The organism is Enterococcus rivorum (assembly GCF_001742285.1).
GTDB lineage: Bacteria > Bacillota > Bacilli > Lactobacillales > Enterococcaceae > Enterococcus_L > Enterococcus_L rivorum.
The window spans coordinates 56152-69260 of record NZ_MIEK01000023.1 but is presented as its reverse complement, the minus strand read 5'-3'; the positions used below and the strand labels follow the sequence as shown (position 1 = coordinate 69260).

The following is a 13109-nucleotide window of genomic DNA, read 5'->3' as shown; positions in this document are numbered from 1 at the left end:
TTTCTATTTTCTTCTAGCTAGCTATAATCATAGTTTAAACCCCGACCTAGGGAACGAGTCAAGAGAAAAACAATCCCTTTTATGTAAATTTTTCGGTAAAAAAAGAACAGTCAGCTATAATTCTTTTAGCCCACTATTCCTTCGCATTGTTTCATTTCTTTAACCAGATTGGATATAAATGAGATAACCATTCTGACTTGCCTCTTCTGTTTTCAAAACTTAGGTAGCCTTTGTACTTGTAAATGTACTCAATTTTCCATTGATTCTCAGCAATTTGCTTCTTATTGATTAACGTCATTAATTTTTCAACTTGATTATTTGTCGTCTTTTTCCCTTTTCCTACTATATAAACTAAATCTGTTGCAGTTAAAGCATAGCTTTGAGGAAAGGCGTTATCTGTGATGTATTTCGAAATTGGCGTTTCTTCAGACAGTCTAAGAAACATTTGGTGTTCCAACATATAGCCTAGCCCTTTTTCAATAAAGTTTTCTACTTCTGGATCACTATGATTGGTGTACTCCCCATACGTAATCAACGCTCGTACTGTTTTGCCAATGCCAATGTAGCAAGGAGTCTTATTTAAGCAACCACCATGTTTACAAATTCCTTTTTCTGTCCAGCTAGTCTTCAGATTTCTAGCAAAAAGTTGATAGTTCTTAATCCAATTCAAAGCTGCTTGAGCTTCCTTTGTTTCAGCCATACCTAATCTTACGTAGGCTTCTAACAACATGGCGTTATAACAAGGAACAATATCAGCAATCTTTCCAGTATAAGAAAATCCTGCTTCTGTTGCACAATTTTTGTTAATAAACTGAATCACTTTTTGCGTGTAAGGTAATCTTTCAATAAAAGGTATTTCTGATAAAGCCACTAACTTAAAAATATTGAATAGATATTTCGGTTCATACTCTTGGGTCAATTTCGACACTAACAAAGAATCAGCCAACATACGATCAATTTCAGCTTCGCTTATCCTTTCTTCCTTCTCAACTAGTAAACGCAACTGCAACGCTGCCTCCATTTGTATTCCCTCCGAATTATTCTCTATCTCCTTGCCTCTATTTTAATACTTTCAATACTTTGTATTCTTTAGCATCTGTTTCATGCTTTTTCTCATGGGGAACACTATCATCTGTATAAAAGATCGCAATTTCTTCTCCATTCGTATCTTTCGCTATAATCAAATCGCCACGTTTTTTCCTTTTAGCTTTCTCAATCTCAGCTTTTCTAGATAATTCATCGTAATCAAAACCAGAACTTACAGAATTCCCTCGATTAAACAGTATCGTTTCTTCCATGATAGTCACTCCTCCAATTTTTTGATTTCATGCTTTTATTTCTACAAAATGAAAGCCTAACCTATCTTAATTATAGCAAGGTAGAAACAAAAATACTAACGCTTTCAAAAAAATGAATCCTTAATACAAATCAAAGCTACCTTTACGTCGTAACTGTTTTTCACCATAATGCAAGGAAATGATAGTCAAAGCAATCAAAATCAGATTCAATAAAATGAATAGACCTCCATAAAAAACAATCTCTCCCTTCATTAACAGCAAACTTCTCAGTAAGAGGATAGTATAGGTTAAGGGAAAACAACTAGAGATTAATTGAATTGCAAAAGGGGTTACTTGGACTGGTACTTTGGCTCCTGAAAAAGCTTCTTGAGGACCTTCCAAAAGAATAAATAAAATGGTGCCGTCTCGTAACAAGATGAAAAAAGTCATAAGAAAGCTTCCCCAAATAGTGGCTCCTATAAACAATAAAAAACTAGCAAAAATAGTGATGGATAATGTGTAAAGAGAAAAAGAATGATACCAACTATTTACACCAATAAAGGCACATAAATAGAACCAACCATTCGTTAAAACAATCGCAATTGAGCGGCTATAAAGCCACAGCACTTTTGAAATTGGTGCCATAAAAATAGTACTTAAAGTTCCTTGAAATCGTTCAAATCCTATTCTCCAAGCACTTTGAACAACTGTTTGAAAAATAATAAAAGCAACATAACCAATAAACATGTAATAGAACAGGTCTTTTGGGTTATGGATTCCTAAAAAGCTTAATTTTTCTAATGGAAAAATTTGAAAATTGAATAGCAACTGAATAAAAGATATAATAGGCCAAATGATTATTGACATGAAATAAAAATAATTGATGCCTTCACTAAAAAAATGCCTTCGAGATTCTACCTGAATAAAATCAATCGCTTCTTTCATTATTTACAGACCTCCTTTAATTCGTTAGAAATATCTAAGAAACTCTAATCTCTTGTCATCACGATCTTTCCAAAATTCTCCGAGGATAGTTCTCTCCATTATTTAATCGCTCATTTTCCATTTAACCAAGTGGATTATGAGGCAAAAAATTAACTGGGTGTAAAAACACAGAAGAACTCCTAGTATCATGACAATGTTATACAGCAAAGGTTCAAAATCAAAGAGCAGACTGCTAGCACAAAAGCGAGTGCGTTCTTCGTGATTCACAGCACGGTCTACCTGTGACGAGTTGTCCTTTACGAGGAAACAATTTTTCTCTGCGACGAGCGCTTTTTGGGAGAAAGCAAATCCCCAGTTGTTTTAATAGCTATTTGTACTTGGTAGCGAAACTTCTCTGTTTGTTAGACGAAATTTTTCAAAAATAATGAACTTTCTCAAAAGTGACTTTAAATATTTGTAAATATACTAGTAGTGGAACGGATATAGCTTCCTAATTCTCTCTAGTTATTGTTTTCACCTTGATTAATGCATCCTCTAGCGTTGGACTAACTTGACTTACATGGACTATTTGGACATTGCTATCATTAAAATAGTTAATTCCTTGTTGTAAAGTTAATACGTTACTAAAAATAGTTACCATCACTTTTTCATCGTCACTTTCTACCGTATACAATTCTGTTATCCCTTCAAGTATCTCTTTTAAAAAGGGTTCACTTTCTGAATGAACATGTAGAACCAATTGCTTAGTCAAAGATAATTTTTCGAAGATGACTTCTTTAGTTCCTTCTAAAACAATTTTTCCTTCCTCAATAATATAAATATAATCACATAATTCTTCCGCTTCAGCCATATAGTGAGTGGTTAATAGAATCCCTTTATTTTCTTTTTCTGCCAACTCTTTAATACAAACCCGCAAATCCTTTGCAATTTGAACATCTAAACCTAATGTTGGTTCATCAAGAAATATGTATTCTGGATCATTGATTAAGCCTTTCGCAATTTGTAGTCTTTGTTTCATTCCCTTTGAAAATTGTTCCACAGGGATCGTTCTTTTTTCCCATAACCCAAATTGTTTTAATAGAATTTCAGACCGATTTTTAATTTCTTGCTTCGGTAACTTGTATAAGGAGCCAAAGTAGTGTAAATTCTCCAACGCATTTAAGCGCCAATAAATATTTCGTTCACCACCAGCAATCATGTTTAATTTTTTTCTTGTTTCACGAACATTTTGGTTAATATCTACTCCATCAATTACAATCTGTCCCTTATCTGGTAGTAAAAGAGTCGTTAACATTTTAATTAAGGTAGTCTTTCCAGCCCCATTTTCACCTAGTACACCAATGATTTTCCCTTTTGGCATCTTTAGTGAAATATTTTTGGCCGCATGTTTTTCTTGTTTTTCTATTTTGAACAGATTCTTTCTAATCCGGCTAAGGTAATATTTATGCAATCCTTTTGCTTCTAACATATTTTTTTGACCTCCTTATTCAAAAATGTAACTAATAATTTTTCGTTCTGTTTTTTTGTACCAAACTATTCCTAATAAAAAATAGAGACTTGCGCTTACCATTCCTGTTGCAATTAATTTAGGTAAGACTGAATGATTTCCTGGCATGAAGCACAATATGCGAAATACTTCTAGAGATTGGGTAACTGGAACAAATGCTCCTATAACTCTTAATCCAGAGGGTAAAATTTCTCTTGGAAAAGTAATTCCACATAAAAAACTGATAAAAATGAATAACGTATTCTGACTTATATACGTATCACGCATTTGAAGCATAATGTTCGCTAAAAAAATACTCATACAAAAACAAACGAATAAAGTAAAGCTAATCCCCAACAACCAATTTCCTACTGAAATATGCCAAAGTTCTGCGCCTAAAAACAAACTAACTATCAAGAGAATCAGAAATTCTAATAATGTCCGCCACACTTGTTCTACAAATACGCCAAAAAAGTAACTTAAAACATTATACGGTGTTAATAATAATGAGATGAGTGTTCCTTCTCGCACTTCTGTAATCAGTGCTCGTCCTACATTCATTAATGTCGCTACTGCTAAACTATAAAAAAGAATTCCTACAACAGCATAAGTAAAATACGTTGTATCACCGATAAAAGATGATTTAGAATATAAAATTTCTTCTTCAAATAGAAAAACTGCAATCAACCAAACACCAATTATTGTGTAGGTAGTACCTAAAATCCGGTTAAAAAATAAGCCAATTGGAAAATAACGTCGATACATACGCCAATTTCTTTGAATAATTGCTACCACTTTATTCCCTCCTTATATTAATATGAGATATTTAAGAAATTCTAATCTCTTGTCAGTACGATCTTTCCAAGGTTTTCCGAGGACAGCTCCTTCCATTATTTAATCGCTCATTTTCCATTTAACTAAGTGGATCATGAGGTAAAAAATTAACTGGGTGTAAAAACACAATGGAACTACTAGTAGTGGGTGCCAGTAACCGTGTTAAGAATCCAATGTGAATTACTTGGGCTTGCCATCTATTTTTAGCCCAAGTTTGAAGCTTGGAAGCTCTGAGACCTGATTTTCGGGCTCAGATCGGTTCCGCGGTTTTTCACTGGTACCAACTGCTAGTAGGGGAGCGGATATAATTTCCTAATTCTCTCTAATATATGCAAAATAATCCCTATTCTTAACGCTAAATGTCATTTTCATCCTTACAACAAGTAACACCAATAATTTCACCTGAAATAAATTAGCCATCCATCTAATTAGATGGTTGGCTAATTATATAATATATAAATAAAGCTTGTCAAGATGCTATAGTTTAGGCATTTTCATATTTTCCAAATAATCTTGTACTTGTCGTAATACTCGTTTATTAATACCGAACAATTTAATATTTCCTTCCCTGTATTCAAACAAAAGCCCTGCTTCTCTGACTTGCTGAATATGATGTGAAACTGTAGCGGGACGAATTTTTAATAAATCAGCTAGTTCTTTTCCGGTGTGAAGACGCGTTAATAGCAATTCAATCATTTCTAATCTAGTTTCATCAGCTAGTACTTTCAGCGTTTGAACGGCACGCTGCCTTGATATCGCTACTTCTTCTGCTTTAGCAAAAGTTACTGGAAAGAAAGTCAACTGCTTAGATAAATCTTCTGAAAAAACAATTACTGGAATATGATATAAAAATGAAGGAATAAAATAAGCATGCTGCGCCTCTTTAAATTTAGGCAGTGGCTTTCCTGTGATCACGCGCAATGTTTCAATATATTTTTTATTTTCTAGCAAATAGGAGATCCATTGTTTCGTTTCAGCCAAATCTGCCTCGTTGATTTTCACTTTCTTTTTCATTTTCGGTGTATCCAACGCTGTTAACAATTTTTTTGAGTCCTTAATCACAGATTGGGTATTTTCCAAAAAATAAACCAATGATTTCTCATTTTTAAACCCTACTGAATAATTCTTGATTATTTCACTAGCATTTTTTTCAACTAGTATGTCAGTCGAAATAGTAGGAAAAATTTTTGCTTGAATTTCTAAATCTGTAAGCTCCTCAAAAGAATCAAAGAAATCCGCAACACTAATTGTAGGCTCAATTTCTATAAAAAACTCAAGGAAAAATAGCATCGGATGGTAGGTTTGTTTCATCCAATCTAAAAAGGATTGCTGCTGTTTTTTTATCGCATTTAATTCTTTTTCCGAATAGATTTCATTGAGAGCCTCCGTTTTCCCCCGCACTAAACAAGATGCTGCAATCACTAATTCGTAAACATACGATTGTTCAATTTTAATTGGTTTCATCGCTTTTCTCCTTAAAATGTTCCTGTCGGTTTCATTATAACATGAAGGCTCATTTGGAGAGGTTTACAACCTTAGATTCTTTTTTTTCTAAAATAAGGAAAAATAATATGTAAAAAAAATTGAGCTTCAGATGGATAAGGAGTACAATTGAGCTATTATATAGGAGTAAAAACAAATAAATGTAAGGTAAGTGATAGAATGATTTTAAATAAGGAGTTTAACTTCTCTAGCTTTAGTAAAGCTTTTGGTTTTGGTTGTTTAAGTTTCTTTCTTAGTCAGATTGTTTTACGTCTTCCTTTGTTGTCAATGCTCTCAGAAAATAATGACTTTTTACTTTTCTCAGCTATTAATCCGATTGGCTATGGTCTCCTTTTAGCTTTTAGTGCCGGACTTTTTGAAGAAACAACCCGCTGGTTTCTTATAAAAAATGCATTAAAAAATGAAATGACTTGGATAAACGGCGTTTGGTTTGGATTAGGACACGGTCTATTGGAAGCGGTTTTATTTTTTTGTTTTGCCATTGCTTTTTCAAAGCGCAAACGTATCAAATGAGATGGTTTTTATTGGTGGTATTGAACGAATTTTTGCTATATTGCTCCATGTGGGGTTGTCGATTATTGTGATGTATGGTGTATTTTCTAGTAAAAGAGGTTATTATCTTTTAGCGTTAACGCTTCATTTTCTAGTGAATGCTTCTGCTGTGCTGGTTCCTGTCTGGTTTTCGGCCAATCACCTACTACTGATCGAATTATTTCTTATCGTTATTAGTTTGGGCTTATTTTTTTACTGTTTAAAATTAAAGAAAGTGTGGGGAATGTCATGAGAAAGAAGTGGAGGATTGTTGCTTTATTCATGGGATTATTTTTACTTGTAGCTTGTAGTGGTGGAGAGAAAGTAGATGAAAAAACTAGTCAGAAATACCAACAAAAAGCCGAAGAAGTAGTTGCTTACTTAAATGAGAAAAACTACGATCAACTGATTAGCCGTTTTAATAAAGAAATGACTAGCTCTTTATCAAAAGAACAATTAAAAGAAGTGGAACCGATTATCGTTGATTCAGGAGAGTTCAAAAAATTTGAAAAATCAACAGTCAAAAAAGTAGATAGCAATTATACAGTTGTTTTAGTGACTAAATACGAAAAAGAAAAGCGGGTTTATACGATTTCTTTTGATAAGAATGATGAAATATCTGGTCTATATGTAAAATAGAACTCCTGTTTTATTTGCGCTTGCTTGAATAAAGAGACACGATTTTGAATTCCCCTTCAAAATCGTGTCTCTTTATTCATAAAAATTTATTCGCTATTTTGTAAACGCCAATACTAGAAACGGTAAAAAATTATTTAAAAAATGGACTGCAATGGAGCATTCTAAGCTCTTGGTTAGCAAATAAACGGTACCCATAGTAGCTCCTAAAGTCACATACAAAAGGAAGCTAATAATGTCACTTGATAGATGGATTGAACCAAAAGCAATTGAGCTTACTACTAAACCAATTATTTCCATTTTTAAGGAAATCGGTTGATTGTCTTTTCTTCTAAACAACTCATTGATAATCACCCCACGAAAAATGATTTCCTCCATAACAGGTGCACCCACGCATAGTAATAGAAACAAATTAATTGTAGATATATTGGCAGTAAACTCTTGAATCACTTGATCATTTTTAGTTGTTTCTTGCATGATTAAAGTGAACACTACCGCTAAAATTCGCATTAAAATAAAACCAGCGAAAACAATGCCTATATTTCTCCCAGAAAATCTCTCTTCATTCTTAGAAAAATAACCTCTTTTCTTTGCTATAAAAATGAATAACCCTGTTACAACTATAAAAATCAATGCCGTCACTATATCACTAACTAGTGATTTTTTCATCATCAGCAAAAAAATTTGTGGTACTTGCGCAAGAACAAATAATCCTATAGCCATCAAGGTTCCCTTCGCCGCTCTCTTCACTTGTTCCATAAATACCTCCGTCATTTTTTATTCGTCTATTATTTCTTCTACTTCCTGTATCTTTTGTCGAACAGGTATAGAGTAATTTACTAGCAAAGCAATGCCCATTCCGATAAAGCTGTCTACCACTCTAGCAAAAGCATACCCGTAAGATTGATCAGATGGAATCATAAAAACAATCGTTAGTAATGTGGCACAAGCCCCAACTGTTCCTTCATAGTAGCCTAAATGAGCTAGAATTGCGATCATGAGAATAATGATGATAGGAATAAAAAATAGTTGGACAAGATCGGTTCTTCCTAATAAACTAAAGACTAAAATAACAACGATTGACGTTAACGCCCCCATTACGTTTCCAATCAACCGATGCTTACCATATCGAATCGTATTTTCCATGTCTTCTCTTAATGTAAATACCGCAGTAATAGTTGCTACTACATACGTATCTCGCTTCAATATCATGCTAATTAAAATACATAGAAAGACACATAATCCTGTTTTTAATGTTCGCATACCAATTTTAAACTTCACTCTTATTTTTTCCCCTTTTTTCACTTACTAAAAAATAAATCTTTTTGCCTGTTAGCTAACAAGCAATGCCAAACTTATTTTCTTTTCTCCTATTAGTTTATACTATTCAAACTGTTTTTTGTAGGATTTATGAAAAAACTCTTTTTGTTTTATTATTTTTTATTTGAAGTATACTTTTGTTAAATATTCTCTCCATCTAGAATAGGTTTTCCACCTGTAAGCGGGGACTTGCTAGTCATTTGTTTCACGGAAGAATCTGACTCACTATCCTCAATAAGTATATAGTTTCCTACTATTTCTAAGTCCTGGAATAGTTTCAATTCTTTCTTCGTTAATTCTACATCGTCTAAAATATCTTTTTTTTCTTTAAAATTCGTAGCTATTTGAAGTATTTGATCTGTTGACAGCATGCGAAACGCTGGCCAAAATGTTGTTTGCAACCATTCCTCAAAATGGATTTCTTGCCCTAGAACAGATTCTTTTCCTAAGCGAAAATGATAGGGATTACGTATAAACATTTCTTTTCCTATCAGTGAGAGTTCCCTTATAACTTTATTTGACATTAACTCTTGGGATTTTTCTGAAAGTTCCTGATCGAGCACACCATTATAGTAAATTTTGAAATGGGTATTTTTTCCATTTTCTCCCTCTTTATAGTCAATTAATTCGTAAACTGGTTGTTTTTCGTTGAATGTTTCAATTTTTTTTAGCCACGGAACTTCTTTATATCTTCTTGGAGCATATCCAAACTTTGGATTGCCTACTCCCTTTTGGAGAGCCATTTCTGTCAATCCTTCATTTAAAATGGCCAATAATCTTTTCACTTCTTCAAAATCATTGGCATGGGCTAATTCAAACTCTCGGTACTTTGTTAAAATTTCAACGCTCTTATGTAAACTATTCATTTGAAGGGTATTGATTTGCTGCAGAACTGGATTATCTAGAAGTTGAACGAAGGGAAATCCATTGAACTGTTGAAGCATCTCTTGCTTGCGTCTATTTAAGAGATTTAATCGGTCCTGTAACTCTTGAAGTTCCTCACTGTCTAAACGTTTGTCTACCGCCCCTACTTCTATTTCGAAGGAAGTGACATACTCGTTAAGTACTTTAATTAACGTTCCTAAACAATTCCAAACTCCTTGTATAACAGATGGATAGGCAGAGAAATATTGTTTCGTATTTTGCCAAGCTTGACCATCTAGTTCTTGAGCCTCTAATAATTCATCAACAACTTTTCCTGTGGTCATCAATAACGGTGCTAGTTCTGCTCTTAATTTTTTTAAAGAATTAAGCATTATCGATAGCTCGCTTGCATCAATTCTGGTCATTTTTCGACACCTCCCTTTTCCGGTTAGATATTTGTTCTTCAATCTCTTGTTTTTGAGATGTAATTTTTTTCTGATATTCAGCTAATTCTTCATAAAAGGACTCAAAGAGGTTGCTGGTACGATTATTTTCCGCTTCTTGGTTTACTAAAGCTAACGTTGCTTTCTGTTTTGAGGGAGTCCCTTCGCTAATATGGGCTATTTCCCCTAAAACATCCTGCTCTTCTCTGCAATAGTAGTGCCATTCTTCTATAAATTCCTCCATTTGTTTTTTAGCTTTTTCCACAAAATTTTGTTCCTCTTCAACTATTTCATATTGCCTTCTCAGCTCTTCAAGATTCTTTTGATTTTCTTTTTCCATCACAGATCACCTTTTTTTATTCTTTGATCTGCCTCTTCTAAAGCTGAGCCTATTTTTAATACATTTATACTATCAATCTTCATGTTCGAAGCCATTAAATCTATGACTTTTTGCATTTCATTAAGACACTCTTTTAATCCTAAAACAGCATTACTTGATGAATAATCTATCGTTGTATTTACATTGGGATTCATGGAACAGTTACTTAATAACTTTGAAGAAATGCGTTCTGCTTTATCTAAGTCATTTTTTATCATTCGTATTACCTCCCTTATATCTACTAGTTTAAAAAAGATTTCCATTGATTGCAAGGAACTACTAACATTCAATGGTAGAAAGTAGGTAGCGTTCTTTAGGAATTCACGTTTTAGTACTTTTATAAATAAAGACTATTTCTAGATGTATCACAATGAACTAGCTGAATCCATGACCAAAAAATAACTGAATTCTCTTCATATTTTCTGTTACCGATAAAAAATCAATATTCTTTACTGATGGGTTAACTTTGAATCAATTACTCTAAAAAAATAGCCCCTTATTGTTTTAGTCACAATAAGGAACTATTTCACTCCAAATTCAATTGAAAAGAAAACTTTTTGAATTGATCATTCTCTTGCTTTCTTCTTACACTCTTCCAAATTGTTATTCTGGGGCTGAAATGAGGCTCCAATTAACAGTTGCTTGATAGTTCCCTTTTGCCATTGCGTTATTTGGTCTAAAATAGAAGCCATTTTCCCCATCTTGGTTTAAAACCTGTTCCTCTAATGACCCTCCACCTGAACTCTTAAAAATGCTGATTGGTCCCTCTGCAATAGGTAGCTCTTTGGAGCCATTTTTATAGAAAAAGAAGGTCTTATTCGCTTTAAACTTCTTCTGACTTTTAGTTTCTGTCGCTGTAAAACGGCCTTCGACTAAACTAGCTGACAAAGACCACCCTCGTGTAATCAAGCGCTGATCTGTAACAGCAACTTTTCCAAAATCAGTTATTTTTACTGTTGGCCCTCCAATTTTCAACGCTTTTTGTTCAAAATTTGTAGGAACTGATGACAGCTTTAAGGAACCTTCAATTGCAATATTTTTCAGACTAGCTATCAATGACTGGTTGCCTTCGCTGTCAATCATATACGATTTAATCTCATGATAACCAGTCGTGAGATTTTCTGTTGGAAGATCATAATTTATTTGTGTAATCGTATCTGTTTTATTTTCAAACTTCCCAATCGGCTGAACGTCATTATTATCCACTTGAACAAACAAGGTCGCTTCTGTACTGTCTTTATCCTCCAAGTCAATTTCAAGCGGGATTTTTTCCCCTAGATTATAAGAAGGCTGCTTATTTTTTTCTTTCAAGGAAACTTTCGGTCTGTATTGTTTATAAAACACACGTTCTATATTTTCTTGCTCTTTGCTTGTTTGAACATTATAACTTACAATAAATTTTCCATATTTGAAGGAATTAAATACAGATGTAAAATCATAACTAAATATTCCCTTACCCGCAGACCCATCTTCAACTATCGGTTCATACAACATTCTAAAATCATCGTCTTGCAAAGCTACTAGCGTGTGCCCAATTTGTGTTTTAGATGGGTTTGACCACGTGAAATCAAAAATTAATGAGTCAACCTCGCCATCAATAAATACCGTCTTATCTTGATGAGAGATAAGTTCTAATTCAACAAATTGTTTTTCAACAGAAAATCCTAGATAATCAGTTTCATAAATCGCATTTCTGCCTGAGAAATTATTCTGAATAGTTTGATTGCTCTTTGTTTCATTCTCTACTTTTACATCAACGGAAATCGTTGCTTCCGTGCGAGTATTCCCTAGATGGGTGCCTATATCGGGAATATCTCCTAGTTTAGTTGACAACGTATGCCCACTCCAAACACTATCTGCAATGGGGATACCATCTATTTTTGTGGTATTCGGTAATACTTCTAAACTTTCTGGTAAGGTTGTTTTAGCTATGATACTTTGCCAACTCTGTTTTCCATATAACCATTTGGCTTTCATATCTACTCTTAACACAGAATAACCTTTCAGTTCGGCACCATTTGCAATGAGATTTCCTTCCAAATCCTTCATGGAAAGACTCGTCTCAGCTTCCACTAATCCTGGAACTTTTTCAAAGACGACTTGTTGTTTCGCTTTATATGTAGGACCTGTTGATCCTGTAAATCCCCAGTATGCACTAGAAACTGTCCCATTTTGAAAAACTTGAGATTTCAAATATTGGGGACTGATTTGTACAGGTACAGTATTATTTATCTGCATGGTTAAAATACCTTGTGTATAATCTGCTAAATTTGTTTCCCAATTCAACTCTAAGCGAGTCCAGTTCCCATTAGATAAGTTGACATCTTTTATTGTATTATTATGGTTCACATACCTTGATGAGCCTATCAAAGCCCAATTATCAGTATATCCTTCCTGTGTCCCGGGGTAAACAATCGCAATATGATTATTATTGTGCGGACTTGTGATGCCATAATCAAAGTAGCCATCTCCTGCTGAAGTATTTCCATACAAATCAAATTCTATCCCGATTGAGTTAGGAATTCCTAATGCCCCATTGTATTTATTTTCACCTAAAGTACCCAATGATGCACCATTATAGGTAAACCATTTCATCTGTTTACTGACTCCTTGAATAACAAAAACCATACCATCACCTGAAGCACTACCAGCATCTCCTTGATTCACATAAGCAATAGTATTAAAATCTTTAGTGAAGTCAAGTAGATTATTTGCAGTACTCCAAACCGCGCCAACTTGTTTAGCACTCCCATTGGTGACAATTGCAACACCATCTTGAGAACTTGCTGAGTTACCTACAACACCCAAATCTGTCGTAAAGACACCATCTAGAGAAATATGCTTCGGTGTTGGCTGAACTACTGCATTAGCTACTTCAGAAAACGCAAAAA

Annotated in this window: 15 protein-coding genes; 3 read left to right on the top strand and 12 right to left on the bottom strand. The window is 33.9% G+C overall.

Annotation, left to right across the window (positions count from 1 at the left end; all coding sequences use genetic code 11):
- Window positions 1–151: 151 nt before the first annotated feature.
- The 6 genes from BCR26_RS08925 to BCR26_RS08900 all read right to left on the bottom strand — a co-directional run bounded on the left by BCR26_RS08925 (window position 152) and on the right by BCR26_RS08900 (window position 6006).
- The gene (locus BCR26_RS08925; RefSeq protein WP_069698634.1) at window positions 152–1021 is read right to left on the bottom strand and encodes a hypothetical protein; all 870 of its coding nucleotides are present in this window, start codon (window positions 1019–1021) and stop codon (window positions 152–154) included.
- A 37-nt stretch (window positions 1022–1058) separates the two neighbouring features.
- The gene (locus BCR26_RS08920; protein ID WP_069698633.1) at window positions 1059–1298 is read right to left on the bottom strand and encodes a hypothetical protein; all 240 of its coding nucleotides are present in this window, start codon (window positions 1296–1298) and stop codon (window positions 1059–1061) included.
- A 120-nt stretch (window positions 1299–1418) separates the two neighbouring features.
- The gene (locus BCR26_RS08915; RefSeq protein ID WP_069698632.1) at window positions 1419–2222 is read right to left on the bottom strand and encodes a hypothetical protein; all 804 of its coding nucleotides are present in this window, start codon (window positions 2220–2222) and stop codon (window positions 1419–1421) included.
- A gap of 490 nt (window positions 2223–2712) precedes the next feature.
- Entirely contained in the window at window positions 2713–3690 is a 978-nt protein-coding gene (locus BCR26_RS08910) for an ABC transporter ATP-binding protein (protein WP_069698631.1), read from the bottom strand.
- 15 nt (window positions 3691–3705) lie between these two features.
- Window positions 3706–4503, bottom strand: a complete 798-nt coding sequence (locus tag BCR26_RS08905) for an ABC transporter permease (protein ID WP_084387089.1) — start codon at window positions 4501–4503, stop codon at window positions 3706–3708.
- Between the two features lie 516 nt (window positions 4504–5019).
- Window positions 5020–6006, bottom strand: a complete 987-nt coding sequence (locus BCR26_RS08900) for an ArsR/SmtB family transcription factor (RefSeq protein WP_069698630.1) — start codon at window positions 6004–6006, stop codon at window positions 5020–5022.
- A gap of 198 nt (window positions 6007–6204) precedes the next feature.
- On the opposite strand from BCR26_RS08900, the gene BCR26_RS19110 reads away from it, so the two are divergent.
- From BCR26_RS19110 to BCR26_RS08885, 3 genes are read left to right on the top strand one after another with little or no spacing between them, the layout of a single operon-like run.
- On the top strand, window positions 6205–6558 hold the full coding sequence (locus tag BCR26_RS19110; protein ID WP_069698629.1) for a YhfC family glutamic-type intramembrane protease: 354 nt from the start codon (window positions 6205–6207) through the stop codon (window positions 6556–6558).
- Window position 6559: 1 nt separating this feature from the next.
- On the top strand, window positions 6560–6829 hold the full coding sequence (locus BCR26_RS19105; RefSeq protein WP_139124916.1) for a YhfC family glutamic-type intramembrane protease: 270 nt from the start codon (window positions 6560–6562) through the stop codon (window positions 6827–6829).
- Complete coding sequence (locus tag BCR26_RS08885; RefSeq protein WP_069698627.1) at window positions 6826–7215, top strand: DUF3887 domain-containing protein; 390 nt, start codon at window positions 6826–6828, stop codon at window positions 7213–7215. The genes BCR26_RS19105 and BCR26_RS08885 overlap by 4 nt, the downstream gene beginning before the upstream one ends.
- Before the next feature lie 93 nt (window positions 7216–7308).
- Here BCR26_RS08885 and BCR26_RS08880 read toward each other — a convergent pair whose 3' ends face one another.
- From BCR26_RS08880 to BCR26_RS08855, 6 genes are all read right to left on the bottom strand, one after another.
- Window positions 7309–7971: a CPBP family intramembrane glutamic endopeptidase gene (locus BCR26_RS08880; protein ID WP_069698626.1), complete on the bottom strand. Its 663-nt coding sequence runs from the start codon at window positions 7969–7971 to the stop codon at window positions 7309–7311.
- Window positions 7972–7989: 18 nt separating this feature from the next.
- Window positions 7990–8475: an FUSC family protein gene (locus BCR26_RS08875; protein WP_069698732.1), complete on the bottom strand. Its 486-nt coding sequence runs from the start codon at window positions 8473–8475 to the stop codon at window positions 7990–7992.
- A gap of 197 nt (window positions 8476–8672) precedes the next feature.
- Window positions 8673–9821, bottom strand: a complete 1149-nt coding sequence (locus BCR26_RS08870; protein ID WP_069698625.1) for a T7SS effector LXG polymorphic toxin — start codon at window positions 9819–9821, stop codon at window positions 8673–8675.
- On the bottom strand, window positions 9808–10179 hold the full coding sequence (locus tag BCR26_RS08865) for a hypothetical protein (RefSeq protein ID WP_069698624.1): 372 nt from the start codon (window positions 10177–10179) through the stop codon (window positions 9808–9810). Before BCR26_RS08865 ends, BCR26_RS08870 begins: the two co-directional genes overlap by 14 nt.
- Window positions 10179–10436: a DUF3130 family protein gene (locus tag BCR26_RS08860; RefSeq protein WP_069698623.1), complete on the bottom strand. Its 258-nt coding sequence runs from the start codon at window positions 10434–10436 to the stop codon at window positions 10179–10181. Before BCR26_RS08860 ends, BCR26_RS08865 begins: the two co-directional genes overlap by 1 nt.
- 385 nt (window positions 10437–10821) lie before the next feature.
- On the bottom strand, window positions 10822–13026 hold the full coding sequence (locus BCR26_RS08855) for an L-type lectin-domain containing protein (protein ID WP_084387085.1): 2205 nt from the start codon (window positions 13024–13026) through the stop codon (window positions 10822–10824).
- Between the last annotated feature and the right edge of the window lie 83 nt (window positions 13027–13109).

Coding starts and splice junctions, on each gene's coding strand:
- BCR26_RS08870 (WP_069698625.1), bottom strand. CDS start 9,821: ATGACCAGAATTGATGCAAGCGAGCTATCGATAATGCTTAATTCTTTA.
- BCR26_RS08875 (WP_069698732.1), bottom strand. CDS start 8,475: ATGCGAACATTAAAAACAGGATTATGTGTCTTTCTATGTATTTTAATT.
- BCR26_RS08885 (WP_069698627.1), top strand. CDS start 6,826: ATGAGAAAGAAGTGGAGGATTGTTGCTTTATTCATGGGATTATTTTTA.
- BCR26_RS19105 (WP_139124916.1), top strand. CDS start 6,560: ATGGTTTTTATTGGTGGTATTGAACGAATTTTTGCTATATTGCTCCAT.
- BCR26_RS08920 (WP_069698633.1), bottom strand. CDS start 1,298: ATGGAAGAAACGATACTGTTTAATCGAGGGAATTCTGTAAGTTCTGGT.
- BCR26_RS19110 (WP_069698629.1), top strand. CDS start 6,205: ATGATTTTAAATAAGGAGTTTAACTTCTCTAGCTTTAGTAAAGCTTTT.
- BCR26_RS08880 (WP_069698626.1), bottom strand. CDS start 7,971: ATGGAACAAGTGAAGAGAGCGGCGAAGGGAACCTTGATGGCTATAGGA.
- BCR26_RS08925 (WP_069698634.1), bottom strand. CDS start 1,021: ATGGAGGCAGCGTTGCAGTTGCGTTTACTAGTTGAGAAGGAAGAAAGG.
- BCR26_RS08910 (WP_069698631.1), bottom strand. CDS start 3,690: ATGTTAGAAGCAAAAGGATTGCATAAATATTACCTTAGCCGGATTAGA.
- BCR26_RS08900 (WP_069698630.1), bottom strand. CDS start 6,006: ATGAAACCAATTAAAATTGAACAATCGTATGTTTACGAATTAGTGATT.
- BCR26_RS08865 (WP_069698624.1), bottom strand. CDS start 10,179: ATGGAAAAAGAAAATCAAAAGAATCTTGAAGAGCTGAGAAGGCAATAT.
- BCR26_RS08860 (WP_069698623.1), bottom strand. CDS start 10,436: ATGATAAAAAATGACTTAGATAAAGCAGAACGCATTTCTTCAAAGTTA.
- BCR26_RS08915 (WP_069698632.1), bottom strand. CDS start 2,222: ATGAAAGAAGCGATTGATTTTATTCAGGTAGAATCTCGAAGGCATTTT.